Origin of the sequence: Caballeronia humi (genome assembly GCF_001544475.1) — a bacterium.
Taxonomy (GTDB): Bacteria; Pseudomonadota; Gammaproteobacteria; order Burkholderiales; family Burkholderiaceae; genus Caballeronia; species Caballeronia humi.
Window position 1 is genome coordinate 29,480 of record NZ_FCNW02000002.1, and the last position, 23,317, is coordinate 52,796.

Annotated in this window: 24 protein-coding genes; 8 read left to right on the top strand and 16 right to left on the bottom strand. The window is 64.5% G+C overall.

The genetic code is table 11. The features are described 5' to 3' along the window. Window positions 1-21: 21 nt before the first annotated feature. Together AWB65_RS02995 and AWB65_RS03000 are read right to left on the bottom strand one after the other, a co-directional pair. Complete coding sequence (locus AWB65_RS02995) at window positions 22-1,266, bottom strand: MFS transporter (protein ID WP_235007502.1); 1,245 nt, start codon at window positions 1,264-1,266, stop codon at window positions 22-24. A gap of 435 nt (window positions 1,267-1,701) precedes the next feature. Continuing rightward, a complete protein-coding gene (locus AWB65_RS03000) occupies window positions 1,702-1,899 on the bottom strand; it encodes a hypothetical protein (protein ID WP_087665733.1) in 198 nt (65 codons plus the stop codon). Between the two features lie 250 nt (window positions 1,900-2,149). Between AWB65_RS03000 and AWB65_RS03005 the strand changes: the two genes are divergently transcribed. Both AWB65_RS03005 and AWB65_RS03010 read left to right on the top strand, forming a co-directional pair. Then, window positions 2,150-2,674, top strand: coding sequence for a DUF3280 domain-containing protein (locus tag AWB65_RS03005; RefSeq protein ID WP_087665734.1), 525 nt, complete (start codon window positions 2,150-2,152; stop codon window positions 2,672-2,674). A gap of 145 nt (window positions 2,675-2,819) precedes the next feature. Next, on the top strand, window positions 2,820-3,869 hold the full coding sequence (locus tag AWB65_RS03010; protein ID WP_087665735.1) for a beta-propeller fold lactonase family protein: 1,050 nt from the start codon (window positions 2,820-2,822) through the stop codon (window positions 3,867-3,869). Window positions 3,870-3,918: 49 nt separating this feature from the next. On the opposite strand, the gene AWB65_RS03015 is transcribed toward AWB65_RS03010, so the two are convergent. After that, window positions 3,919-6,228 (bottom strand): TonB-dependent receptor, encoded by a 2,310-nt coding sequence (locus AWB65_RS03015; RefSeq protein WP_087665736.1) that lies wholly within the window; start codon window positions 6,226-6,228, stop codon window positions 3,919-3,921. A 168-nt stretch (window positions 6,229-6,396) separates the two neighbouring features. Here AWB65_RS03015 and AWB65_RS03020 point away from each other — a divergent pair, with 168 nt between their 5' ends. After that, a complete protein-coding gene (locus AWB65_RS03020) occupies window positions 6,397-7,404 on the top strand; it encodes a histidine kinase (RefSeq protein WP_087666020.1) in 1,008 nt (335 codons plus the stop codon). On the opposite strand, the gene AWB65_RS03025 is transcribed toward AWB65_RS03020, so the two are convergent. The 10 genes from AWB65_RS03025 to AWB65_RS03070 are packed head-to-tail and all read right to left on the bottom strand — an operon-like array spanning window position 7,356 to window position 16,540. Continuing rightward, window positions 7,356-8,036, bottom strand: a complete 681-nt coding sequence (locus tag AWB65_RS03025; protein WP_087665737.1) for a response regulator — start codon at window positions 8,034-8,036, stop codon at window positions 7,356-7,358. The two genes, AWB65_RS03020 and AWB65_RS03025, sit on opposite strands and share 49 nt — an antisense overlap. After that, the gene (pqqE, locus tag AWB65_RS03030; protein ID WP_087665738.1) at window positions 8,033-9,217 is read right to left on the bottom strand and encodes a pyrroloquinoline quinone biosynthesis protein PqqE; all 1,185 of its coding nucleotides are present in this window, start codon (window positions 9,215-9,217) and stop codon (window positions 8,033-8,035) included. Before pqqE ends, AWB65_RS03025 begins: the two co-directional genes overlap by 4 nt. A 4-nt stretch (window positions 9,218-9,221) precedes the next feature. Continuing rightward, window positions 9,222-9,488, bottom strand: coding sequence for a pyrroloquinoline quinone biosynthesis peptide chaperone PqqD (gene pqqD, locus AWB65_RS03035; protein WP_087665739.1), 267 nt, complete (start codon window positions 9,486-9,488; stop codon window positions 9,222-9,224). Continuing rightward, window positions 9,485-10,186: a pyrroloquinoline-quinone synthase PqqC gene (gene pqqC / locus AWB65_RS03040; protein WP_235007486.1), complete on the bottom strand. Its 702-nt coding sequence runs from the start codon at window positions 10,184-10,186 to the stop codon at window positions 9,485-9,487. The genes pqqD and pqqC overlap by 4 nt, the downstream gene beginning before the upstream one ends. Before the next feature lie 20 nt (window positions 10,187-10,206). After that, on the bottom strand, window positions 10,207-11,127 hold the full coding sequence (gene pqqB / locus AWB65_RS03045; RefSeq protein ID WP_087666021.1) for a pyrroloquinoline quinone biosynthesis protein PqqB: 921 nt from the start codon (window positions 11,125-11,127) through the stop codon (window positions 10,207-10,209). After that, window positions 11,127-11,702: a cytochrome b gene (locus AWB65_RS03050; protein WP_087665741.1), complete on the bottom strand. Its 576-nt coding sequence runs from the start codon at window positions 11,700-11,702 to the stop codon at window positions 11,127-11,129. The genes pqqB and AWB65_RS03050 overlap by 1 nt, the downstream gene beginning before the upstream one ends. A 59-nt stretch (window positions 11,703-11,761) precedes the next feature. Beyond that, complete coding sequence (locus AWB65_RS03055) at window positions 11,762-12,583, bottom strand: formylmethanofuran dehydrogenase subunit C (protein ID WP_087665742.1); 822 nt, start codon at window positions 12,581-12,583, stop codon at window positions 11,762-11,764. Next, window positions 12,580-13,521, bottom strand: a complete 942-nt coding sequence (gene fhcD / locus AWB65_RS03060) for a formylmethanofuran--tetrahydromethanopterin N-formyltransferase (protein ID WP_200821661.1) — start codon at window positions 13,519-13,521, stop codon at window positions 12,580-12,582. Before fhcD ends, AWB65_RS03055 begins: the two co-directional genes overlap by 4 nt. A 5-nt stretch (window positions 13,522-13,526) precedes the next feature. Further along, window positions 13,527-15,209: a formylmethanofuran dehydrogenase subunit A gene (locus AWB65_RS03065; protein ID WP_087665744.1), complete on the bottom strand. Its 1,683-nt coding sequence runs from the start codon at window positions 15,207-15,209 to the stop codon at window positions 13,527-13,529. Beyond that, complete coding sequence (locus tag AWB65_RS03070) at window positions 15,206-16,540, bottom strand: molybdopterin-binding domain-containing protein (protein WP_087665745.1); 1,335 nt, start codon at window positions 16,538-16,540, stop codon at window positions 15,206-15,208. Before AWB65_RS03070 ends, AWB65_RS03065 begins: the two co-directional genes overlap by 4 nt. Before the next feature lie 247 nt (window positions 16,541-16,787). Here AWB65_RS03070 and AWB65_RS03075 point away from each other — a divergent pair, with 247 nt between their 5' ends. Genes AWB65_RS03075 through AWB65_RS03085 form a run of 3 tightly spaced genes read left to right on the top strand, consistent with a single transcriptional unit; the run spans window position 16,788 to window position 19,576 of the window. Next, window positions 16,788-17,828: an ATP-grasp domain-containing protein gene (locus AWB65_RS03075; protein ID WP_087665746.1), complete on the top strand. Its 1,041-nt coding sequence runs from the start codon at window positions 16,788-16,790 to the stop codon at window positions 17,826-17,828. Beyond that, window positions 17,825-18,937 carry a hydantoinase/oxoprolinase family protein gene (locus AWB65_RS03080; protein ID WP_087665747.1) on the top strand — a complete coding sequence of 371 codons (1,113 nt, stop codon included), beginning with the start codon at window positions 17,825-17,827 and terminating at the stop codon, window positions 18,935-18,937. Before AWB65_RS03075 ends, AWB65_RS03080 begins: the two co-directional genes overlap by 4 nt. Window positions 18,938-18,985: 48 nt before the next feature. Next, window positions 18,986-19,576, top strand: a complete 591-nt coding sequence (locus AWB65_RS03085) for an amino acid kinase family protein (RefSeq protein ID WP_087665748.1) — start codon at window positions 18,986-18,988, stop codon at window positions 19,574-19,576. Between the two features lie 7 nt (window positions 19,577-19,583). Here the strand turns inward: AWB65_RS03085 and AWB65_RS03090 are convergent, their stop codons facing one another. The 3 genes from AWB65_RS03090 to pqqA all read right to left on the bottom strand — a co-directional run bounded on the left by AWB65_RS03090 (window position 19,584) and on the right by pqqA (window position 21,049). Then, the gene (locus AWB65_RS03090; protein WP_087665749.1) at window positions 19,584-20,282 is read right to left on the bottom strand and encodes a (5-formylfuran-3-yl)methyl phosphate synthase; all 699 of its coding nucleotides are present in this window, start codon (window positions 20,280-20,282) and stop codon (window positions 19,584-19,586) included. A 19-nt stretch (window positions 20,283-20,301) separates the two neighbouring features. Then, window positions 20,302-20,874, bottom strand: coding sequence for a DUF447 domain-containing protein (locus AWB65_RS03095; RefSeq protein WP_087665750.1), 573 nt, complete (start codon window positions 20,872-20,874; stop codon window positions 20,302-20,304). Between the two features lie 100 nt (window positions 20,875-20,974). Further along, window positions 20,975-21,049: a pyrroloquinoline quinone precursor peptide PqqA gene (gene pqqA, locus AWB65_RS37605; RefSeq protein WP_008354335.1), complete on the bottom strand. Its 75-nt coding sequence runs from the start codon at window positions 21,047-21,049 to the stop codon at window positions 20,975-20,977. A gap of 320 nt (window positions 21,050-21,369) precedes the next feature. Here pqqA and AWB65_RS03105 point away from each other — a divergent pair, with 320 nt between their 5' ends. Then, a complete protein-coding gene (locus AWB65_RS03105) occupies window positions 21,370-22,860 on the top strand; it encodes a ribulose-bisphosphate carboxylase large subunit (RefSeq protein ID WP_087665751.1) in 1,491 nt (496 codons plus the stop codon). A 28-nt stretch (window positions 22,861-22,888) separates the two neighbouring features. Further along, window positions 22,889-23,314, top strand: coding sequence for a ribulose bisphosphate carboxylase small subunit (locus tag AWB65_RS03110; RefSeq protein ID WP_087665752.1), 426 nt, complete (start codon window positions 22,889-22,891; stop codon window positions 23,312-23,314). Window positions 23,315-23,317: the final 3 nt, after the last annotated feature.

Sequence of the window (23,317 nt, forward strand, 5' to 3'; positions counted from 1 at the left end):
GCGAGACCGGCTTCGTCAGGTTTAACTATTGTCGAGCGGCTTGCGCGCCGTCTCCCTACTAGCGAGCATCGCCACCAGCGCAACCGCCGATGCTCCAACGAGATACCACGCCGGCGCCAGCTTGTTTCCGGTCGCCCCGATCAGCCACGTCGCGATGAACGGCGCCGTGCCGCCGAAGATCGCGTTCGCCGCGTTGAAGCAGAACGCGAAGCCGCTATAGCGAACGCGCGTCGGAAATATTTCCGAGAGGAAGCACGGCAGCGTGCCGTCGTTCATCGTGAGGAGCGCGCCGAACGCGATCTGGATCAGCACGATCGTCATGAAGCTCGCGCCCACCAGTCCCTTGAAGAGCGGCACGGTCAGCGCGGCAAAGAGGATCGATGCGCCGATCAGCATCGTCTTGCGCCCGACGCGGTCCGACAGCGCGCCCATGATGAACACGAAGCCGATGTACGCGGTGAGCGAGATAGTCGCCGCGATGAACGACATCGTTTCGCTCACGCCCATTTCGGTCGACAGATACGTCGGCATGTAGCTCAGGACGAGATAGAACGCGACCGCGTTGAGGCACGTGACGCCGAACGCGATCAGCATCTTGCCGCGATGCATCGAGAGCAGTTCACGGACCGGTGCGCGTGCCACCTGATGCGACGATTCGAGCGCCTTGAAGGTCGGCGACTCTTCGAGACGCACACGGATATAGCGGCCGATCAAACCGAACGGCGCGGCAAGCAGAAAGGGCAGGCGCCAGCCGAACGAGTGGAGCTGGTCGGACGTGAGCACCGCATGCATCACGGCGACGAAGATCGAGCCAAACAGCAGACCCGCTGCCGTGCTCGCCGGCACGATGCTCGTATAGATGCCGCGCTTGCCTTCCGGCGCGTACTCCGCGAGAAAGGCCGACGCGCCCGCATATTCTCCCGAGGCCGAGAAGCCCTGCACGAGCCGCACGACCAGCAGCAGGATCGGCGCGACGATGCCGACTTGCGCGTAGGTCGGCAGGAACGCGATGAGGAACGTCGAGCACGACATGATCAAAATCGACAGCGAGAGCGCGGTGCGTCGTCCGATCTTGTCGCCGAAATGTCCCCACACGATCCCGCCGAGCGGCCGCACGATGAACGAGATCGCGAACACGGCGTAAGCGGCGAGGAGGCCGGTGGCGGCATCGGATTGAGGAAAGAAGACGACGGCGATGATCGTCGCGAGATAGCCGTACGACGCATAGTCGAACCACTCGACGAAGTTGCCGATGAAACTCGCCATCGCGGCACGCTTCAAGATGCGCGGGTCGGTGGCGGACTGGGCTGCGTGATGCGGCGGCGCGATGCCGCCCGCCTGAATGCCAGCGCCCGAGGCGTGGCCGGAAACCGCTTTCGTTGAACTCATTCGTGCTCTCCAAACATGAATCGTGCGATTGCTACAGATTCGGCGGCGGCTCTTGGGCCACTTCGTCGGCCTGGCTGGGTGCCCTGCGGGTCGGGATCTAATGCGATTTGATACGGCTCATTTCATTTGCTCCTGTCGATTGGCGGATTCGATGGAGCAAATGGTAGAAGTTCGCAGGATCGGAAAATTTCCAGATTCGACGTGCGGCTTAAGGAAATCGTCGCGGAGGGTTTACCACGGGGGATTTGCTGGAGAAGCGGTGATCGCGGCCCTTCGGGTGCTCGGCCGAAGGGCTCGACGTTGAGTGAAGCGTCAAACGATATACGGCCCGTTGATCCGGCCTTCGAAAATGGCGATGTTCATCTGCCAGTCGTCGACGGTGCCGGGGCGCTGTCCGTCGACCGTCACCTGCACAGCGCGGCCGCCTCGCAGCAGTTTCATTTTCTCGGGCGCGAGCGTGGCTTCTTCGGCGGTGACGGGGAGGTCCTTGATGGTGAGGGCGCGTTCCATGACGATTCTCCTGAGATCGGTTGCGAGCACCACGTGTGCTCATCAAGGTTTTTGCAAGCCCTGTGCCAATCGTGCGGTTGCGCCAGAGGTCCGTGCGACAAGGCTCGGGCTCACGCGCTCGGACGTGGCCTCGTTTTAGTGTTGGATTCGATCGAACACGCCGCGCGATTGAGTTGGCCCCGGGACGACGCAATAGCGTTGTGTTCCGCGCAGCGTTGGTCTAACTTCGGTCGCTAACGAGGAGCAATCCATGAATCGGCAGAACGTGTTTTACGCGATAGCTGTTTGTGCTTGTCTGGCTGCATCGCAGGTACAGGCGGCGCAGAAATCGATCGCGGTCGTCAACTGCGCGCTGATCGACGATAACGCCGCTTACAACGACGCCGATGTCACGCGCATCCAGAACGCGCGTCTTGGCATGATCAGCGACGAACTGCGTGACCAGTTGAGCGCGCGCGACCTCTTTCGCGTTGCCGACAATGCGCCCGCCAGCGACCTGATCGCGGGGCTGCAGGCGTCGCAGGACTTCAATACGTGCAACGGCTGCGAGCTTCAGGTGGGACGCAAGCTCAACGTCGAGCGAATTGCCGTGTGCTGGGTGCAGAAGATCAGCAACCTGATTCTCAACATCAACTTGCGCGTCGAGGATGTCGCGACCGGAAAGGCCGTGTTCCAGCGCTCCGTCGATATTCGCGGCAACACGGATCTTTCGTGGCAGCGCGGCGTGAAGTCGCTCGTCGATCTGCTCGCCGCCGATGCCGACGCCACGCGTTGATCAGACCGAATTCGGGAGATTCTCCCGCCGTGCGCCATTGTCAAGCGAACGCCTGATGGGCTAACTTGGCTGTCGGGGCGCGCATCGCGGGACACGGCGCGAGCGTCGCCAGAAAAACGGCAAAAACAATACGCGGGAGACGAACATGCGTTTCAGACACAAGGCGGCCTGCATCGCTTCGATGACGGTCATTGCGAGCGTCGCGCAGGCGGCGACGCCGACGGCTTACGTAACGAGCGAAACGGCGGGCGTGGGCGTAATCGACCTCGACCAGATGACGCTCAAGCAGACCATTTCGCTCGGCAAGGACGGCCCGCGCGGGCTAAGCCTGAACGCGGACGGCACGAAGCTCTATGTGGCGAACAAGGCGACGGGCGACCTCTCGGAAATCGATACGTCCACGGGGAAGATCGTGCGGCGCGCGAAGATCGGCCAGAACCCCGAGTTCGTGCGTGTGTTCAAGGGCTACGCCTATGTGACGTACGAGCCGGGTGAGAGCGGCGGCCCTCCGGGCGCGCCGGGCGAGCCGCCGAAGGAGGAGCACGAGGACGAGAATTCGCCGCCGGCGGAGATCGCTATCGTCGATTTGAAGAGCCTGAAGGTCGTGCATTCGGTGAAGAGCGGGCATGAAACCGAGGGCGTCGAATTTTCTCCGGACGGCAAGGAACTGCTCGTGACCAATGAAGGCGACGATACGGTGTCGGTGTATCGCGTCGGGACCGGCAAGCCGTTGCGCACGGTGAAGCTTCTGAAAGGATCACGGCCGCGCGGGATCAAGGTTTCGCCTGATGGCAAGCAGTATGTGGTGACGCTCGAGAACGCGAACAAGTTCGTCGTGTTGAACGGGCGCGATTTGAAGACCGTCAAGACAGTAGATACGAAGACGGGGCCGTATGGCGTCGCGTTCGATCCGCAAGGGAAGCAGCTTCTGGTTGCGGCGTCACGCGACAAGACGCTGCAGGTGTTCGATGCCAAGACGTATGAGCATGTGAGCGACGTGCCCGTCGGGCAGCGGTGCTGGCACTTCAGCTTTACGCCCGATGGGTCGAAGTTGCTGCTCGCCTGCGGTCGGTCGAATGCCGTCTATGTGCTCGATGCCGCGAACTATCAAACGATCAAGCAGATCGGGGATTTGCCGCTGGCCTGGGGGATTGTCACTTATCCGGCTAGTGCGGGGTCGATTGGGAGTAAGTGACGGGTGGCGCCAGGGCTTCGATGAGACCTGAAGCCCTGGCGCATTGAATTCACAGCCAGGAATACCGCATCCCCACCCAAACCCCTCTTGGCGCCCCGAGACCCAAAAACTGCTCATTGGTCGTCGCCCCGCTATCGAACGTGTGATTCGGCCCGTTGAAGAAATTCTCCCCAAGAATGCCGAACGTCGAATACTTCTTGTTGAGCAGATTCTTCACCGTCCCGAACACTTGCAACTGCTTGGTCACGTTGTAGGTCGTATCGAGGTCGATCAAGAAGTACCCAGCGATCTTGCCGTTCGAATCCTGATTGTCCTCATCGCCGCGAGCAAAAATACTGTTCCGATAGGTCAGGTTCGTGCCGACATTCCACTTGGGCGTAGCCGCATAATCCAGCCGCAATTTGATCGTGTTGGACGGAATGCCAGGAATTCGATCGCCCGAATGCACGGTGATATTGCCGTCCGCATCGGCGCTCGAATTGCTCGCGCTGCTTTCCGTCCACGTCGATCGATACGTTGCGTTCACGTAGCTATAGCTCGCCGCAATCCCCAGCGGCCCATACTGCGTGCGCCCTGCGAGTTCCAGCCCCTGCCGTCGCGTCTTCCCTACGTTCTGAAAATACCCCAGCGTGCTGGCCGCGCCCTGACTGCTGACGAACTGAATGTCGTTGCTGAGATTCGTGCTGTAGACCGCCGCGCTCCACGTCGTCGCGTTGCCGATCCGTCCGCGCGCACCCACTTCGAATGTCTTCGAGATTACCGGCTGGAGATCCGGGTCCGCGATGAAATCGTTCGGCAGCGAGCACGGCGCGGCAGGATCGGCGCACGCGAGTTCGATCGCCGTCGGTGAGCGCATCCCTTCGTTATAAGTTGCGTAGGCGGTGAAGGCGGGCGTCGGATTCCAGTTGAAGCCGATCGCCGGGTTGAAGCGCGAGAACGTATGGTTGCCGTCGAGCAGCGGTTGCACGCCGCTCTCGTCGCCGATCACGGCCTTCGACCAGTTGTAGCGCCCCGCGAGCGTCATCGACCATTGCTCGTTGAACGAGAACGTGTTCTCGAAGTAGATGCCCCAGTTTTCGTTGCGCGTCTTCGCGTCGGTCTGTGGCTCGAATCCTCCGATGCCGACCGTCGCGCGCGTATCGGTAAAGAACGCCTGCTGCGCGGCCTGCGTGAAGTGCGAGTTCGCGAAGTCGCCGGCCGCGCCGATCACGAGCTGGTTGTCGTGCCCGAGGAGCTTGTTGAGCAGCGTGAGTTGCAGGCTGCCGCCGTAGCTGTCGGTCACGATCACCGACTGGTCGTTGAACGCCTGGATGTCGTCAATGACGCCATCGTCCCCGACTTCGCCGAAATTGTCGTTGACGTTGCTGCTCGTGTTCTTGTTGCGATAGTGGCGGTAGTACAGGTTGCCGCTCAGTTGCACGTTCGGCGAGAAGTAGTGGTCGCCGGAAAGCGTCAGATAGCCGACCTGGTTCTCGTTCGTATCGGGGAACGTGTACGCCTGATGGCGATTGTCGAGGAACGATCGCGGGATCGTCTGCGAGCCGTCGAGCGTGTTGTCGGCGGCGCCCATCGAAAGGGAAATCGTGGTGTCGGCGTCGGTGTAGCGCAGCTTGCCGAACGCCTGGCGCAGCTTGCTCGCGTTGTGGTCGGCCCAGCCGTTGTCGTTCGAGACGTTGGCGGTGAAGTAGTAATCGAGATTGCTGCCGATCACGCCGCCCTGTTCGATCTGCGCCGTCTTGCGCCCGAACGAACCGAAGCTCACTTCGGCATTGCCGCCCGGATTGCTGCGGCCGTTCTTCGTCGATACGACGACCGCGCCGCCGAGCGTATTGAGGCCGAACGTCGGATTCGAGCCGGGGATCAGCTGGATCGTGTTGATCGCGGCCTGTGGAATCAGGTCCCAGTTCACGACGTCGCCGAATGGCTCGTTCACGCGCACGCCATCGAGAAACACCGACAGCCCCTGCGGCGTACCGAGCAACGGCGACGCCGTGAAGCCGCGATAGTTGATGTCGGTCTGCGAGGAATTGCCCTGCGCGTCGTTGGTCGTGATGCTGACCGTGTTGTTCGACATGAAGTCGGTGATCGTCGGTGAATGCTGCTGCTCAATGTCGCGTCCGCGGATCGTCTGCACGTTCGCGGGCACTTTTTCGAGCGGCGTGCCGACGCCCAGCAGCGGCGTCGTGCCGACGACGATGATCGACGGCAACTCCTTCGTCACCACCGCTTCGGATGCGGGCTCCGCCTGCGCCCACGCGCTCGCCGTCAGACCCGCGAGCGCGCTGCCGAAGCAAAGCCGCAGCGCGGATCGGGGTTTGAACGGATGCGCGGGTGGCGCTTTGCGCGTCATGCTCTTCATCGTCGTCTCCAATGTCTTTTTTTTACGGCCTTGGGCCTTTGCTGTAAGCGTCGCACAAGCAAGCGCGCCGCGCCCCGGGAAGTTCTCCCGATCGCGCGGGGAAGCCTTCCCAAATGCGGTTCGATGAGCCCAATGCACCCGAGGCACCTGCGTAAAATGTATTCCGTGATGCCACCCGACTCCCTCCCATTGCGCGCGAAGCACCCGACGCGGCACGCCACCATTCGGCGCGATCTGCTGTGCGTTCTCGCGGTCACCGCGCTTGCGGGCGTGCTTTTCGCGCGCTTCGACTTCAGCGAATTCGCGTATCACTGGACGCGCAGCGCCGAGCGCTTTCAGCTCGACGAACTGCCCGGCACGCTCTTCGTGCTCGCGACCGGTTTCGCGTGGTTCGCGTGGCGGCGTTATCGCGAGTCGCAGCAGGAACTCGCGCGGCGGCGCACGCTGGAAGAGGAAGCCGAGCGGTTGCTTGCCGACAACCGCCGTCTTTCGATGCAGGCCCTCGACGCGCAGGAGGCAGAGCGCCGCCACCTTGCGCGCGAGTTGCACGATGAACTCGGCCAGTACCTGAACGCGATCTCGCTCGATGCGGGGCGTATCCGCGATCTCTCCGCGCAACGCGAGCCCGAGGTGCATCGCCTCGCGCTCGCGCTGATGCAAAGCGCGAATCATGTGTATCGCGAGATCGGAGGGATGATCCGGCGGCTGCGGCCAATCGGGCTCGACGAGTTCGGCTTGCCGACCGCGCTCGAACATTGCGTCGAAAGCTGGCGCGAGCGCTTGCCTCAGGCGAGCTTCACGCTGACCGTCGACGGCGATTTCTCGGAACTGACCGATGCGCTGAACATCACACTCTATCGGCTGGTGCAAGAGGGGCTGACGAACGTATCGAAGTTCGCGCGCGGGTCACGCGTGGAGATCTACTTGGTACGCGCGCCGGGCGATAAAGGCAGGGCAGGCGAAATCGTCGTGACGATGGCCGACGATGGTCCCGGCATGGACCTCGCGAAGCCGCGCCGGGGCCTGGGTTTGATCGGCATGCGCGAACGCGTCGAGGCGCTCGGCGGCGAGTTTCACATCTCGAGCACGCCGGGCGATGGCTTTCTCTTTTGCGCGCGCGTGTCCTCTCAGGCCGGCGATCCCGAGCCGAGCGAGCCGGCGAAGTCGGAGAACTGAAGGCCGAGGCGGGTCGCCATCTGCGCGAGTTGCACGCCGTTGTCGGCTCCAAATTTTTGCCGGATTACCGATTGATGATTCGCCACCGTCTTCTGGCTCAAGCCTAGCCTCTCCGCGATGCTCGGCAGCGTGTAGCCCTGCACGAGCAGACGCAGCACTTCGAACTCACGCGCGGAGAGTTGTCGTCCGGGCGGGCCTTCCTGGAATGTCGCACGCAACGCGAGCGCTTGTGAGATATCGGCACTGAGATAACACACGCGCCGCGCCACGGAGCGCACTGCTTCGACCAGCACATCGGGCGCGCTCGCCTTGGTCACATAGCCGCGCGCGCCGGCATCGAGCGCGCGTCGCACGAAGATCGCTTCCTCATGGACGCTGAAGATCAGCACGTGCGCATCGGGCTCGCGCGCGAGCATGCGCCGCATCGCTTCGATGCCGCTCGCGCCCGGCAACGCGAGATCCATCACGACGACGTCGGGCTGCAGCGCGCAGAAGCGCTGATACGCCTCGCCCGCGTTCGCGGCTTCACCGGCGACGCGCACATCGGGGCTCAATTCGAGCAGCCGCCGATAGCCCTCGCGCACGACGGCGTGATCGTCGACCAGCAGGACGGAGATATCGGCGGTCGTCATGTCGGGGCTCCTTGCGTGGGAGGATCGTCGTCGCCCGATGTCGCGAGGCGGCGCGAATTGGCATCGTTGCGAAAGAGGACGGGGTGCTCGTCGGGTGCGCGCGCGGCCGCTGCGTGCACGACCTTGATCACACTCTCGTGATGCGGTGACTTGTCGCAAACCGGATCGGCGTTCGCGGGGTCTTGCGTGAGCAGATACGCCTGGCAGCGGCAGCCGCCGAGGTCGATCGTCTTCTCGTCGCAACTGCGGCACGGCTCCTTCATCCAGTCGAAGCCGCGAAAGCGGTTGAACGCATCGCTCTCGTACCAGATGTCCTTGATCGGTGTATCGGTGACGTTCGGAAACGTGAGGCCCGGCAGCGAGCGTGCCGTGTGGCATGGCAGCGCGGCACCATCGGGCGCGATACCGAGGAACACCGAGCCCCAGCCGTTCATGCAGCGCTTCGGACGCCGTTCGAAATAATCGGGCACGACGAAGAAGATCTTGCACTTGTCGCCGATCTCGCGCCGATAGCGCTCGACCACCGCTTCCGCTTCTTTCAGTTGCTCGGCGGTCGGCATCAGTTGCGCGCGATTCGCATGCGCCCAGCCGTAGTACTGCGTGTTCGCGAGTTCGAGATATTCGGCCCCCATCGCGAGCGCCATGTCGATGATCCTGTCCACGTGCGGCAGGTTGTAGCGATGCAGCACGCAGTTGAGCACCATCGGAAAACCGTGCGCCTTGATCGCCTGCGCGACGCGGTTCTTCAGTTCGAACGTGCGCGTGCTGCTCAGAAAATCGTTGAGTTCCTGCGTCGAGTCCTGAAACGATAGCTGAATGTGATCGAGGCCCGCATCTTTGAGCGCATCGAGCCGCTTGTCGGTCAGGCCGATGCCCGACGTGATGAGGTTCGTATAGAACCCGAGCTTGCGCGCCTCGCCGACGAGTTCTTCCAGATCATCGCGTAATAGCGGCTCTCCGCCCGAGAAGCCGAGTTGCGCGGCACCGAGCGCACGCGCCTGGCGCAGCACATCCACCCATTGCGCGGTGCTCAATTCGCTCTTGTGATCGGTGTAATTCACCGGGTTGTAGCAGAACACGCAGTGCAGCGGACAGCGGTACGTCAGTTCCGCGAGCAGCCACAACGGCGGCGCGATGGCAGCAGGCTTCGCTTCGGCCAGCGGTTGCGATAAGTCGGTCATGCTCTCACTCCAGCCAGCCGCGCGATTGCGCGCCGGCAATGAACGCGCGCACGTCGGCATCGAGGCCGGTCGTGTTGAACGCCTGTTCGAGATCGGCCACGAGCGCGGGCACATCGCGCGTGCCGTCGCAGCGCAAGAGAATCTGCGCGGCGCTCTGGTTCAGCTTCACCATGCCTTCGGGATACAGCAGGACGTGCGCGTCCTGCGCCGGTTCCCATTGCAGGCGAAACAGGCCCTTCAGTTTCGGGCGGAGCGCGTTGTCGTCGGTCATTCCGGGAACGCCTTTTCGATGGAGTCGAGCATGGTCCAGAGGATGTCGAGCTTGAATTGCAGGATCTCCAGCGCGCGCTCCTGCTGCTCGCGTCGCTTGAAATGATCGAGCGTCACTTCGAGGCCGTGTTCGACGTCGCGTTGCGCAAGCGTGATGCGCGAGCGGAAATACGCGAGGCCGACGGGCTCGATCCAGGGATAGTGCTCGGGCCACGTCGATAGCCGGTCCTTGTGGATTTGCGGCGCGAACATCTCGGTCAGCGACGAGCAAACCGCTTCCTGCCACGGCGCGCGGCGCGCGAAGTTCACGTAAGCATCGACAGCGAAGCGCACGCCGGGCGCAACGTGTTTGAGCGACCACAGTTCGTCACGCGTGAGGCCGACCGCATCGCCCAGTCGCGCCCACGCTTCGATGCCGCCTTCCTGATCGCCGTAGCCGTCGTGATCGAGAATGCGCAGCACCCAGCGGCGGCGCGTCTCGCGATCGGGACAGTTCGAGATGACCGCGCCGTCTTTTAGCGGAATGTTGATCTGATAGTAGAAGCGGTTCGCGACCCAGCCGCGGATTTGTTCGCGCGAACAGCCGCCGCTATTCATCTTCACGTTGAACGGATGATGAATGTGGTACGCGGTGCCCTTCGCGCGCAGTTGCGCCTCGAATTCTTCGCGGGTCCAGGCGGGTTTCGCATCGTCCTTCATCGATAAATCTCCGTGCATGCTCATAGTTCGAACGCCATGCCGTCGCAGGCGACCTCGATGCCGTGCTCCGCCAGCACGCGCCGCTCGGGGCCATCCTCGACGAGGATCGGGTTCGTGTTGTTGATATGGATCAGGACTTTGCGCGCACCGGGCCGGTCGATCGAATCGAGCACTTCGATCATGCCGCCCGCGCCGCTTTGCGCGAGGTGGCCCATGTCGGCGCCGGTCTTCTTCGAGAGGCCCAAGCGGATCATTTCATCGTCGGTCCAGAGCGTGCCGTCGACGAGAATCAGGTCCGCGTTCGCCATCGCTTCATAGACGTGCGGCTCGATTGCGCCCAAACCTGGCGCATAGAACACGCGCTTGTTCGTCGTGGTATCCGTGAAGACGAGGCCGATGTTGTCGCCGCGTTCCGGCGCCTCGCGATGCGGCGAATACGGTGGCGCCTTGCTCGTGAGCGGCAGCGCTTCGATGCGCGTTTTTGGCAGCGCGGGGATCGCGAGCGGCCCGTCATCGAGTGCGATGCGGTGGCGTTCCACCTTGCAGTAGTGCGCGAGGATCGACGTGATCGGAAAACCGGTCGATAGGTCTTGCCAAACCGGATCGGTCACGTAGAGCGGCAAGGGTGTATCACGCTCGCGTAACATCAAAAGGCCGGTGACGTGGTCGATTTGCGCGTCGATCGTGAGTACGGCGGCGATGCCGGAATCGCGCGGCCGACGAGCGGGCTGGAGTTCGCGGTTCGCGGCGATCTGCGTGAGGATATCGGGGGAGGCGTTCACCAGAAGCCAGTCCGTGCCGTTGTCGCTGACGGCAATCGACGACTGCGTGCGTGGCGTCGCGTTCAGCGTGCCATTGCGCACGCCATCGCAATTGCGGCAGTTGCAGTTCCATTGCGGGAAGCCGCCGCCGGCCGATGAGCCCAGGACCTTGATTTTCATCATGGCAGCATCCTCCGCAACAACCCATCGCGATCGATGAACTGATGCTTCATCGCGCCAGCGAAATGCAGCGCGATCAGCACGATCATCGTCCACGCAATCACCTCATGAGCGGTGAAGAACAGGTGTCGCAACTGTGCATCCTCCCAGCCCCATTTAGGCAAATCGATTCCCCAAAAGCGCGTCCCGTACTTGTTGAATGACGATCCGAGATACCCGGTCAACGGCATCCCGACCATGCACACATATAAAAGAGCCTGCGTAGTGCTCGCGGCGGCGCGTTGCCACGTTTGCATCGGCGGCAGAGGCGGTCTACCGTAAGCCATGCGTACCATGATGCGGATCAGCACCAGCAGGAAAACCGTCAGTCCCAGCGACTTGTGGAAGTTGATCACCGTCGCCTTGAAGGGCAGTCCCTTCGGCAGCCCGACCATGTACAAGCCGATGCCCAGCATGGAGATGATGCAAAGCGCGATCAGCCAGTGCAGTACGATCAGCGGCAGCGCGAAGCGCGTTCCCGGCGCGGCGCTTTCCCGCGCATTGCGGATGGCGTCGGGCGACTGCGCAGCATTCATGTCAGGCTCCTTTGAAGGGGGTCCTTAAATCTGACGCCTGTTCCATTCTTCTCCCGCCGCTAGCTTTGCGCGATCAGCAATTCCCCTCGTCCGTCCACCGCCAGATCGCCCGCGTGTCGGTGCGGGAGCACGTGGGCATCGAGCGTCGAGAAGGGTGCGATTTCGCTTGCGAGCGAGCGAACGAGCAGCGACCAGAAGACCTGGAAGCCGTGACCGCCTGCTACGAACGTCGGCGGCAAGTGGTCTGGTTCGCGCGCGAGCAGCAGCGTGCCGCGCCGCATCCCGTACGCATAGTGTGCGCCGACGCGCCCCGCCACGCAGACCGTCCCCGCGACGATCCGCGATGCCGCGAAATCGCCCGCATCGCCGCCCACGATGACGAGGCCCCGCCGCATTCTGTCCGCAAGGCGCGCGCCAGCGTGGCCGTGGATCGTAAGCGTGCCGCCCGTCATGCCTTCCATGTCGCCGGGCAGGGCGCCGGCAGCGAAATCGCCCGCGTTGCCGGCGATGGTCAGCCGCCCGCCGCGCATCTCGCAGCCGGCGAAGCGGCTCGCGTCGCCATTAATGTGCAACTCGCCGCCCGACATGCCGAGGCCCGCGTAGTCGCCGCCCGCGCCTTGCACCGCAATTCGGCCTTCGGTCATGTACGCGCCGATGCGGTCCAGCCAGCGCGTCTCGCCTTCGATGACGAGTTTCAGGGCATCGCCATCCGAGCGCGTGATGTCGAAGAGATCACCGGCTTCGCACGTTTCGTTGCCTGCGAGAAGACGCAGTCGCGCGATATCGTCAGTCGATAGCGCGGCAAGTGCCGCAGGCAGCAATTTCGACGCATCCACGCGAAAGCCCGGCGCATTTTTTACCCGCAGCGTGGTCGTGCTCATGCGCGCCCCCCGCGGATACCCGCCGCCAGTTCGCGCAGATGGAAGTGATACGGCCCGAGCTTGCCGCCATAGTTGCCCGCCGAAATGCGCAGCACGCCCGCCGCGCGCCCGAGTGCGCACGCGGCCGCGATGCCCGCTGTCATCGCGGCGCCGATGTCGGCGTCAGTGAGGCCATCGATTACGATTTCCAGCACGCATGCGACGTCCGCCGTCAGTTCGCTCTTGCGCGACAAGCCGACGAGCGTCGGGCAGAACGCGTCGTTGGTCGAAGCCGTCGCGCCTTTGTACTTGGAGCCGATCTTCGACCCCGAGCGCACGACACCGCCCGGAAACGGCGTGATCACGTTCGGCAACGCGTGCATCGCGGTGACGGCGGCTTCGGCCGCGGCGAGCGCCGCGTCGATGCCTGTCGCGAGAAAGAGCAGGTTGCCGCCGCCGACCGCCTTCACCGTGACCGTGCTTTCCTCGCAAAGGAACTCGCCGTCCATCACCGGGACGCGCCAGTAGCGCGTGTCGCCGATCATCTTCGAGATCTGCCAGCCGTCGCCGAAAAAGCGCAGGCCGCCGCCGAGCGGCGCGTTGTCCGAAAGCGGCGCGCGACTCGTCGCCGGGTCGATGCCGCTGTAGACGGCGGTCGTCGGGCATGTGAGCACGCACTGGCCCACGCGCCGGATGACCTGCTTCGCCAGCTCCTTCGACGAAACCGCGAACATCAGCACCGAAATCCCAGGCCGTCCGTCGGGCGTTTCATCGGCGGAAAGATCGCGTTCGATGCCCGCCTCGCAGCCGCAGTCGATCACCGAGGTCGCGAAGCCGGTCAGCGAGAGCGCCGCGTTGCGCGCCCACTTCGGCGTGTGCGCGGTGATGACGAGGCGCGTCGCCTTCATCGCGAAGGCTTCCGCGAAGGTGTCGTCGATGAGCGTGCCGTTGATCTGCATGGCGCTCATGTCGTCGTCAGGCATTCGACCGGCAGCAGACGGCCGCCCCGGCAGCACGCGCAGATTTCGTCGTCGCTGATGGCGGCGTGCGCGAAGTTGCCGGTGAGATTCGCGTCGCTGTAGGCGCGCAGCGTCTTCTCGATGCCGCGATCGAAGTCGGGCGAGACGAAATGGATGCCGCCTGTGGGCGTGGCGACGAGCGTCCCGTCGCGCGCGACGAGTTGTCCGTCCTTGAACACGTAAGCGGGCGACGTGAACATGCGCTCGCGATCCGGCTCGTTGCGATATACGGCGATATCCGCCGCCGCGCCCGCGCCCAACTGCCCGCGATCCTTCAGGCCGAGCAGGCGCGCGGGCCCGGCGCGCGTGATGATCGCGATCTCGTAGAGCGACAGTTCGCGTTTCAGTTCAGGCAGCGCGCTCGCGACCTTCGCTTCCGGATGCAGGCAGTCGAGCTGCTCGTCGCGAAAAGTCTTGTCCATCAGCAGCCGAATCAGATGCGGATAACTCGTGAACGGGCCGCCGTTCGGATGATCGGTCGTCATCGAGACGCGCCACGGATCGTCGACGAGCAGGAAGATTTCGAGCCCGATGATCCATTGCAGCGCGTTCACGTAACTCTGCTCGCGATAGCGGAACGGCACGACGCCGCAACCCGCATCGCATTCGATATCGCCGACGATCCACTTGCGCGGATTGCCGAGCGGCGCGTTCTTGAACTGCATCATCGTGTCGCCGGACGCAGTCACGGTCTGCCCGAAGATGATCTGCCCGACGTCGATCGAGACGTTTGGCCGCGCGTTCACTGCCTCGGCAATCGCGCGTGCGCCCGACGAAAACTTGCGTGGGCCTTCGGTGCCGTAGCTGTGGAACTGGATGTGCGTGAGGTGGATCGGGAGACCGTCGGCGGCGTCCATCGTCGCGATCGTCGAGTCGATGTTGCCGGGTACGCCGAGGTTGCTCGCGTGAACGTGCAGCGGATGCGGCACGCGCAGTTCGGTCAGCGCGCGCGACAACGTGCGCAGCACATCGCGCGGCGTGATGCCGTAGTGAACGTGCGCTTCGTCCACGTCGAGCGAGCGCTGGTTGAACTTGAACGCCGAGATGCCGCCGGGATTCACCACCTTCACGCCGAGCGCCTTGCTCGCGTTGATCGTCCAGCCGACGTAGTCGCGCAGCCGCTCGAAGCCGTCGCGCGCGGCGAGCATCTGCAGCAGCAGTTCGTCGTTGCCGAGCATGACGTACGCGCCGTGATCGATGATCGGCGTGTCGCCCATTTCGAGGTGCGTGTGGCGCGCGTTGGACGGCATCATCGCGGGCTCGAAGGCGGCCGTGTAGCCCATCTCGGCGTAACGGTAGCCGGTGGCGAGCGTGCCCGGCGTGCAGACGCCGCACGACGGCAGCCGCAGATAGCTGCCTTCGGACTCGCGTTCGCGTGCGGGATCGTTGCGGTGATCTTCGGGCAGCAGCAAGCGCGAGAGATTGGTCTTGCCGCCGCCGATGTGCGAATGCAGGTCGATGCCGCCCGCCATCACGATCATGCCGGTGGCGTCGTAATCGTCGTCGACGGGGGCGTTCTGCGCGTTATCGACGATGCGGCCGTCGCGAAAATGCACGTCGCGGCGCTCGCCGTTCACGCCGTTCGCGGGATCGTAGACGATGCCGCCCCTGAGCCGCGCGAGGCTCATCGCTGGCTCCTTTTGCCGAGCGCTTCGGCTATCGATGCGACCGTCGGCAACGCAACGTTGCGCGCGGCGCGCAAGGGCGCGACCACCGTCGCGTCGACGCGAAAAAGATGACCGCCGCTGTCGATGCCGGGCGTCGCCACGGGAATAAACACGGTCGGCGCGGTGCGTGTGCCGAGAGATTCGGCCAGCGCGGGATGGCCGAGCACGATCGCTGGAACGTCGTCGGAAAGCGCCGAGGGCAGCGGCTCCGGCCCGAAGCTCGCGACCCATAGCAGCGCGTCGGCTTCGACATGCTCGAGCAACGTAGCCGTGCGATAGCGGTACGGATCGTGATCGAGCGGCGCGGTCATCGATACATGCGTGCGCAGCGGAAAGCCCGAAAGCCATGTCACCGCCTGGTTGACGGTGAGCGCGCCGTCGTCGCCGGTGAGCGCGAGACTGCCCGCGCGCGTCGTGCGGTTTACGGCCTTGACGATGCGGTTCAGCGCCTCGATCAGCAAAGCGGCATGCGGCCCCGGAAGCGCCGAAGGCTCATAGACGAACACCGTGTAACGCGCGGCGGCCACGCGGTCCGCGAGTACCGAGAGCGCGTCATTGCCGATGGCGCGTCCATCGAGCAGCGCGGACCATTGCGCGAGGACATCGAACGGATCTGCGTCTTCCAGCACTGACTCGACGCTCGCTGTCGGCAAGGCGTGCGCGGCCGGATCGACTTCGCACGCGAGAAAGCTCAACGAAACGGAACGCTCGATCCCGCCGAGCGCGCGCTCGTAAAACCGCGGATACCGCCGCGACGGCTCGCAGCCGAACACCACGAGCAAATCGGCGCGCGAGCGCACTTCGGAGAGCGTCGTGAAAAACGAGCCGCGATCCTGCAGCGCGAGCGTCGATGCCGCCAGCGCGTCGCCGTGCAGGTGATCGACGATCGCCCCGCAACGCGCGGCCAGCTCATACAGTGCGCGGGCGCCGGCTACGTCGGTCGCGAGGCCGCCGAACAAGGGCCGCCGCGCGCGCGACAGGATCTCCGCGGCACGCGCGAGCGCCGACTCTTGATCGGTGGCCGCGCCGTCGATCGTCGGCGGGCACGTTGCATCCGCGGCGCCGAAGCGCGCAATCGAGTGCGTGAGACGCGGGCAGTCGGTGTTCGGTGCGGCGAGGCTGTCGTCGCCTTGCAAGTCTATCGAGATGTCGTCGCATAGTAGCGGACAGAACGGGCAGGTCCAGTCTCCGGTGGTTGAACCGCGCGTCGAGGCGGATGAAAGAGGCGACGCGGGCGCGACAGCGGCGCCCGGGTGGCTGGCACTCGGCGAGAGGGATGACGGATCATGCATGGCGCCCCTTTGAGCAAGGTCCGTGCCGATTCGTAGACCGCCGTCGTTGCGCGATATGAACGACCATTCATACGAAAAGCCGCACAGGTTGTGCGTTGTTCTGGAACACAGTGTCACCCGGCGGACACGTGTGCAACACCGCCTTGCAGACGCATGACAGCCATGACGCGCCGCACCACTTGGCACGGATATTGTGTGAGCCGCCGGTGACCGATAAACCTGCAGCATCTCCGACGGCGACCTTCTCTTGACCAAAATCTTCGTATTCGAGTATCTGACCGGCGGCGGCATCGACCCGGAACTGGCGGGCGCGGGCAGCCTCGCGGATCTGAGCGCGCTGGTCGTCGAGGGCCGCGTGATGCGCGATGCGCTCGTCGCGGACCTGCGCGACATCGACGGCGTGGAGGTCTCGTTCGCGAGCTCGCGCTTTGAAAAAGTCGACGCGAACCACGCGCACCACGTCGCCGAACCGAACGAGCCGATGACACGCTTCGTCGCGCGCGTGGCCCGCGAGCACGACTACGCCTGGATCGTCGCGCCGGAATGCGACGGCCTGCTGCTGCGTCTTTACGATGCGGTCGGCGCGGCGCGCTGGCTCGGCTGCGCGAAGGAGTCGATCCGCGTTACGTCGAGCAAGGGCGCGACGGCCGCGTGCCTCGCGGCGCGCGGCATCGCGGCGACACCCGCACTGGAGCCGCACGGCGACGATGCGCCGCCGGGCGCGCGCTGGGTCGTCAAGCCCGACGACGGCGCGGGCGGCCTCGACACCTACGTCTACGACGACCTCGGCCACGCATCCGCCGAATACGATGCGCGCGCGGCGGCGGGTCGCAATCCGGTGCTGCAGCGCTGGATCGAGGGCGAATCGCTCAGCCTTTCGCTGATCTGCGGCCCGCGCGGCCCCGAGCTTTTGAGCATCAATCGCCAGCGGATCGGCCTGCCCGAGGAAGCGGCCGACGGGCATCACGAACGCGTCGTCGAATTCAGCGGCGTGGACATCGACCGCATCGACCGGCGCAGCGTGCAAGGGCGCACGCTGGATGCGCTCGCGCAACGCGTCGTCGCGGCGCTGCCGGGGCTGCGCGGCTTTGTCGGCATCGATCTCGTGTGGCATCCCGAGCGTGGGCCGGTCGTGATCGAGGTCAATCCGCGGCTGACCGTGGCCTACGCTGGCCAGTCGGCGCGGCTGAAGCGCAACCTCGCGCGCGACTTGCTGGCCGCCCACGGCGTCGCCGGTTTCGAGAGCGAGGCGCAGCCGCGTTTTCGGGCGTTCGGAGGCTTGTCATGAGCGAAGCGCGGCTGGCGGCCGATGCCCCGGTCGTCGGCTGGGACGTCGGCGGGGCGCACGTGAAAGTGTCGATGGCGAATCGCGCGGGCGTGCTCGCCGATGTCGCGCAATGGGCATGTCCGCTGTGGCAGGGGCTTTCGCATCTGGAGCGCGCGCTCGACGCCGTGTTCGAACGCTGGCCGCGCGCGAGCGAGCCCGCCGCGCGCCACGCGGTCACGATGACGGGCGAGATGGTCGATCTCTTCGCCGACCGCGCCGAGGGCGTGCGCGTCCTCGCGAGCACGCTCGCGCAGCGGCTCGGGCCGCGCACGCTGTTCTACGCGGGCGCGTCGGGCTGGCTCGCGCGCTCGGCGTGCGCGGACGGCTGGCGCAAGGTCGCCTCCGCGAACTGGCACGCGAGCGCCCGCTGGGTCGCGACGCGCGTGCGTGATGCGCTCTTCATCGACATCGGCAGCACGACGACGGACATCGTGCCGATCGTCGGCGGCGGCGTCGCGGCGCGTGGGTCGAACGACGCCGAACGGCTCGTGACCGGCGAACTCGTGTATCAGGGCGTGGTGCGCACGCCGCTTTGCGGAATCGCGCATCGCATCGCGTTTCGCGGCGAGACGACGGGCGTGATGAACGAATGGTTCGCGACGAGCGCGGACGTGTATCGTCTGACGGACGAACTGTGGCCGCCGCACGACCAGCATCCGAGTGCCGACAACGGCCCGAAGACCAAGCCCGCGAGCCGCGCGCGCATCGCCCGGATGATCGGCCGCGACGCTGCAGATGCGAGCGACGTCGAATGGCGCTCCTTCGCCGACGAGTGGCGCCGCGAGCAGTTGCGCACGATCGGCGCGAGTCTTGCGCTCGTGTGCGCGGCGCATCCGGCGCTCGCGACGGCGCCGATCGTCGGCGCGGGATGCGGGCGATTTCTCGCGGCGGCGCTCGCGCGGCAGGACGCGCGCAGCTATGTCGATTTTGCGATGCTGGCGGGAGCGGACACGAACGCGGAATTGGGCGAGTGGGTCGCGACGTGCGCGCCGAGTGTCGCGGTGGGATTGCTCGCGGCATCGGCGACGTCGGCGGAGCGGCCCGGCGCAGGGGAAACGATGGCCGCCTGAGCGAGCGGGCGAGAGCGGACAAGGCAGTCAAACGAACGAGGACACGTCATGTGGGTGGTGAAGATCGGGGGCAGCCTGAGTCACGACCCGGCGCTGCGCGAGTGGCTGACGCAGCTTTGGGAAGTGGGCGGCGGACGGGTGGTGATCGTGCCGGGCGGCGGCGATTTTGCGGACGCGGTCCGGCAGTATCAGATCGAATGGCGCTTCGACGACCTCGCCGCCCACAACATGTGCCTGCTCGCGATGGCGCAGTACGCGATCCTGATGCAGGGCGTGCTGCCCGAACTCGTGCTTGCATCGAGCGAGGAGCGTATCCGCGGCGCGTTGCGCGACGGCCAGGTCGCCGTGTGGGTGCCGACCGGCCTCATGCGCGTCACGCCCGATTCCACCACCAACTGGGACACCACCTCCGACAGCCTCGCCGCGATGCTCTCCACGACGCTCAATGCCGAGCGCCTGATGGTCGTGAAATCATGTCCTGTCGATGCCAGCGCGCCGCTCGAAACGCTGGCGGCGAGCGGCGTGATCGACGCACGGTTCGTGAGTCATGTGAAGGACGCGAACTACGTCGTCGAGTTGTTCAGCAAGGACGATATCGGGCTGATGCGCGACCGCTTGCTGAACGTGCCTGTGGTTTGATGTAGCGCTAAGCCGCGTGTGTTGCGTGATGCAGCGCATCGGCCCATTGCGCCACGCGCTTCGGATCGAGCCGTCCCGCGCGTCCTTCGGCTTCGTCGCAGAGCGCCGTGCGAAAGCCCGCGATATCCGGCGCCAGCGCGCGAATCTGCGCGAGTTGCGCCCAGCCCAGCGAACCTGCCACGCACGTCATCGAACCGCGCGCACCCGCGGCGCCGAGGCAGCGCGCGAGCGTCGGCGCATCGACGCAATCGAAGAGCGTGCGGCCGTCCTTGCTCGCCGTATCGAACACGATGCCCGCGAAGCCCAGCCGCCCCGCGAGCGCGGCGAGTTCCGCGTCCGCGCCGTCATCGGACAGCAGTACCGGCACCACCGACGCCGGCAGGCTCGCCAGCAGCGCAAGACAACGCGCTGCGTCCGGCCCGGGATTCACGCCGACCTTCACGTAGTCCACGCCCGCGTTGCTCACGTCGATCACGCGCGCGGTGATTTCGTCGAAGGCATTGGTCGGCAGGTCGCCGATCGTCGCGCTGATCGGCTTCACCGGATACTGCGCCCGCAGCGCGCGCACGATGCGGCCGATCTCATCCAGTGCCACGCCGCCCAGCGCGCCCGCGCCGGGCTCCTTCAGGTCGATCAGTTCGGCGCCGGCATGCGCGGCGTCGAGCGCTTCAGCGGACGAGCGGACGCTCGCGAGCAAGGCGGTCATGGTGTCTCCGTTACGGCGGTTACTGCGGGTGGGAAGGGTCGCTGCGAAACTTTGCGATGGCCTCGTTGAGCCAGGTCCAGGCGATGCGCTCGACGTCGCCGGCGGTTTTATCGATGGCGATCTGAAGGTATGCCATCTCGCTGTCGACTTTTTCAGGCGGCAGCATGAAAAGCCGGCTCACGAGAATTGCGCCTTCCACGACGGCGGACTGCGCGCGATTGAATCCCGGAAACGGTGCGTGCGTCTCGCGATGCACGCATTTCATATGAAGCACGGGACGCTGCTCGTCGTCGAGCAGTTCGTCGAGACGCAACTCCATGTGCGCGAGCGATCCATCGAGCCGCACGCTCTCGACGCGGCTTGCGCGCAGCGTCGGCCATTCGCGCGATGCGCCTGTCACGCAGCCCGCGAAGACGCGGACGTCGGTCGTGAAGTTGATCACGGCGGCGCGGGTGGCGAGGATGTTGTCGAGCGTCGTCGAAGGACGAAAGGGCGCGAGGATGGCGATGTCGTCCTCGAAGCGGACGCCCATCGGTGCGATGTGGGGCCGGCCATCGCGCGCCGCGGTCGTGACGATCGTTTCGAAAATCATGGCGGGGAACGCTGGTCTTGGCGACAGGCTCAGAGCCGGCAGGTTGTACTACCAGAACAACGGTCCCGCACGGCAGCCGCTCATCGCGGCTCGTGCGGGATTAACGGGTGGCGATATACATCGTGATTTCAAAACCAAAACGCATATCGGTGAAGCTAGGGGTGGTCCATTGCATACACGTCCTCCTCGTTGGTGGTTCAACCGTGCCCTTGCGCTTCATTTCAAGCACGCGGGCATCGATCAGTACGCAAGGCTCATGCCACGCGCCTGATCACACATGCGGAATGGAACGGCCGGACAGTTCCGCAAACGAGTGTCGCGAAAACGCAGCAAAGTGTTCCACTGCATCCTAGGCAATTACCCGCGCTAAAAGGATCGCTTAAGTCCGCACAAGTAATTCGTGAATTCTCTTCGAGAGAGACGGCAACTACTCTGAGGTCTCAGCGCAGGCACTCACTGCCTGACGCAACCGCCGACCACTCTCGAGGAACCGCAATGAACGACTTCAGCAAAGCCGCCGTCGAAGCAGTGCGCAACCCGCAAGACCCGCGTTCGCGGTATGCGGCAGGTGTCATGAAGTATCGCGAGATGGGCTACTGGCAGCCCGACTACACGCCGAAGGACACCGACGTCATCGCGCTCTTTCGTATCACGCCGCAACCCGGTGTCGAGCCGGAGGAAGCGGCTGCGGCGGTAGCAGGCGAATCGTCAACGGCGACGTGGACTGTCGTCTGGACCGACCGCCTGACCGCTTGCGACATGTACCGCGCGAAGGCGTATCGCGTGGAGCCGGTGCCCGCGTCGGCCACGGGCGAGCCGCAGTTCTTCGCTTACATCGCTTATGAACTCGATCTGTTCGAAGAGGGGTCGGTCGCGAACCTGACGGCATCGATCATCGGCAACGTGTTCGGGTTCAAGCCGTTGAAGGCGCTGAGGCTCGAGGACATGCGCATACCGGTCGCTTACCTGAAGACGTTTCAGGGACCGCCGACAGGAATCATCGTCGAGCGCGAACGGCTCGATAAATACGGCCGGCCGCTGCTCGGCGCGACGGTCAAGCCTAAGCTCGGGCTCTCGGGAAAGAACTACGGGCGCGTCGTGTATGAAGGCCTGAAAGGCGGCCTCGATTTCCTGAAGGACGACGAGAACATCAATTCGCAGGCGTTCATGCACTGGCGCGACCGCTTCCTCTTCGCGATGGAAGCCGTGGCCCGCGCGCAAGCCGAGACGGGCGAAGTGAAGGGCCACTATCTGAACGTGACGGCCGGCACGATGGAGGACATGTACGAGCGCGCCGAATTCGCGAAGCAGCTTGGCTCGTGCATCGTGATGATCGACCTCGTGGTGGGATGGACGGCGATCCAGTCGATGTCGAAGTGGGCGCGGCGCAACGACATGATCCTGCATCTGCATCGCGCGGGGCACGGGACTTATACGCGGCAGCGCAATCACGGCATCTCGTTCCGCGTGATCGCGAAGTGGCTGCGGATGGCCGGTGTCGATCATGCGCATGCTGGGACGGCGGTCGGTAAGCTCGAAGGCGATCCGCTCTCGGTACAGGGCTACTACAACGTGTGCCGCGATGCGCGCAATGACGTCGATTTGTCGCGGGGGCTTTTCTTCGATCAACCTTGGGCCGGATTGCGAAAGGTGATGCCAGTGGCTTCGGGCGGCATTCACGCGGGGCAGATGCATCAACTGCTCGATCTGTTCGGCGATGACTGCATCCTGCAGTTCGGCGGCGGGACGATTGGGCATCCGGGAGGCATCCAGGCTGGCGCGGTGGCGAATCGCGTGGCGCTCGAAGCCATGGTCAAGGCGCGCAATGAAGGACGCGATATCGCTAACGAAGGGCCGGAGATTCTTGAGGCCGCAGCGAGGTGGTGCACGCCGTTGAAGCAGGCGCTCGATACATGGCGCGATGTCACTTTCAACTATGCGTCGACGGATACGCCGGACTTTGCTGTGACGCCGACGGCGGCCTAGAGCTAACCCATTCCAAAGGACCAAGATCATGCGCATAACCCAAGGCACTTTCTCCTTCCTCCCGGAACTGACTGACGAAGAAATCACGAAGCAGATCGACTATGCCCTGGCCCAGGGCTGGGCCTGCTCCGTGGAGTTCACCGACGATCCGCACCCACGCAACACGTATTGGGAAATGTGGGGCCTCCCGATGTTCGACCTTCATGACGCCGCAGGCGTGCTGCAGGAAGTCAACGCCTGCCGCACCACGTATCCGCAGCACTACATCAAGGTCAACGCATTCGATTCCGTGCGCACCTTCGAAACGATGCGCCTCTCCTTCATCGTCAATCGCCCCGATGCGGAACCCGGCTTCCGCCTCGAACGCCAGGACGGCCCGGGCCGTGTGCAGCACTACACGATCAAGAGCTATGCGAGCGACCGGCCCGCTGGCGAACGTTACGCGGAGCGATGAACA

What these genes read in the sequence shown, in the direction of transcription:
- pqqC (WP_235007486.1), bottom strand. Translation starts at nt 10,186, where the DNA reads ATGAAGGACGATGCGAAACCCGCCTGGACCCGCGAAGAATTCGAGGCG.
- AWB65_RS03055 (WP_087665742.1), bottom strand. Translation starts at nt 12,583, where the DNA reads ATGAGCACGACCACGCTGCGGGTAAAAAATGCGCCGGGCTTTCGCGTG.
- AWB65_RS03085 (WP_087665748.1), top strand. Translation starts at nt 18,986, where the DNA reads ATGTGGGTGGTGAAGATCGGGGGCAGCCTGAGTCACGACCCGGCGCTG.
- pqqB (WP_087666021.1), bottom strand. Translation starts at nt 11,127, where the DNA reads ATGAAAATCAAGGTCCTGGGCTCATCGGCCGGCGGCGGCTTCCCGCAA.
- AWB65_RS03090 (WP_087665749.1), bottom strand. Translation starts at nt 20,282, where the DNA reads ATGACCGCCTTGCTCGCGAGCGTCCGCTCGTCCGCTGAAGCGCTCGAC.
- AWB65_RS03110 (WP_087665752.1), top strand. Translation starts at nt 22,889, where the DNA reads ATGCGCATAACCCAAGGCACTTTCTCCTTCCTCCCGGAACTGACTGAC.
- AWB65_RS03105 (WP_087665751.1), top strand. Translation starts at nt 21,370, where the DNA reads ATGAACGACTTCAGCAAAGCCGCCGTCGAAGCAGTGCGCAACCCGCAA.
- AWB65_RS03025 (WP_087665737.1), bottom strand. Translation starts at nt 8,036, where the DNA reads ATGACGACCGCCGATATCTCCGTCCTGCTGGTCGACGATCACGCCGTC.
- AWB65_RS03080 (WP_087665747.1), top strand. Translation starts at nt 17,825, where the DNA reads ATGAGCGAAGCGCGGCTGGCGGCCGATGCCCCGGTCGTCGGCTGGGAC.
- AWB65_RS03020 (WP_087666020.1), top strand. Translation starts at nt 6,397, where the DNA reads ATGCCACCCGACTCCCTCCCATTGCGCGCGAAGCACCCGACGCGGCAC.
- AWB65_RS03095 (WP_087665750.1), bottom strand. Translation starts at nt 20,874, where the DNA reads ATGATTTTCGAAACGATCGTCACGACCGCGGCGCGCGATGGCCGGCCC.
- AWB65_RS02995 (WP_235007502.1), bottom strand. Translation starts at nt 1,266, where the DNA reads ATGGCGAGTTTCATCGGCAACTTCGTCGAGTGGTTCGACTATGCGTCG.
- AWB65_RS03015 (WP_087665736.1), bottom strand. Translation starts at nt 6,228, where the DNA reads ATGAAGAGCATGACGCGCAAAGCGCCACCCGCGCATCCGTTCAAACCC.
- AWB65_RS03010 (WP_087665735.1), top strand. Translation starts at nt 2,820, where the DNA reads ATGCGTTTCAGACACAAGGCGGCCTGCATCGCTTCGATGACGGTCATT.
- AWB65_RS03065 (WP_087665744.1), bottom strand. Translation starts at nt 15,209, where the DNA reads ATGAGCCTCGCGCGGCTCAGGGGCGGCATCGTCTACGATCCCGCGAAC.
- fhcD (WP_200821661.1), bottom strand. Translation starts at nt 13,521, where the DNA reads ATGCAGATCAACGGCACGCTCATCGACGACACCTTCGCGGAAGCCTTC.
- AWB65_RS03050 (WP_087665741.1), bottom strand. Translation starts at nt 11,702, where the DNA reads ATGAATGCTGCGCAGTCGCCCGACGCCATCCGCAATGCGCGGGAAAGC.
- AWB65_RS03070 (WP_087665745.1), bottom strand. Translation starts at nt 16,540, where the DNA reads ATGCATGATCCGTCATCCCTCTCGCCGAGTGCCAGCCACCCGGGCGCC.
- pqqD (WP_087665739.1), bottom strand. Translation starts at nt 9,488, where the DNA reads ATGACCGACGACAACGCGCTCCGCCCGAAACTGAAGGGCCTGTTTCGC.
- pqqE (WP_087665738.1), bottom strand. Translation starts at nt 9,217, where the DNA reads ATGACCGACTTATCGCAACCGCTGGCCGAAGCGAAGCCTGCTGCCATC.
- AWB65_RS03000 (WP_087665733.1), bottom strand. Translation starts at nt 1,899, where the DNA reads ATGGAACGCGCCCTCACCATCAAGGACCTCCCCGTCACCGCCGAAGAA.
- AWB65_RS03005 (WP_087665734.1), top strand. Translation starts at nt 2,150, where the DNA reads ATGAATCGGCAGAACGTGTTTTACGCGATAGCTGTTTGTGCTTGTCTG.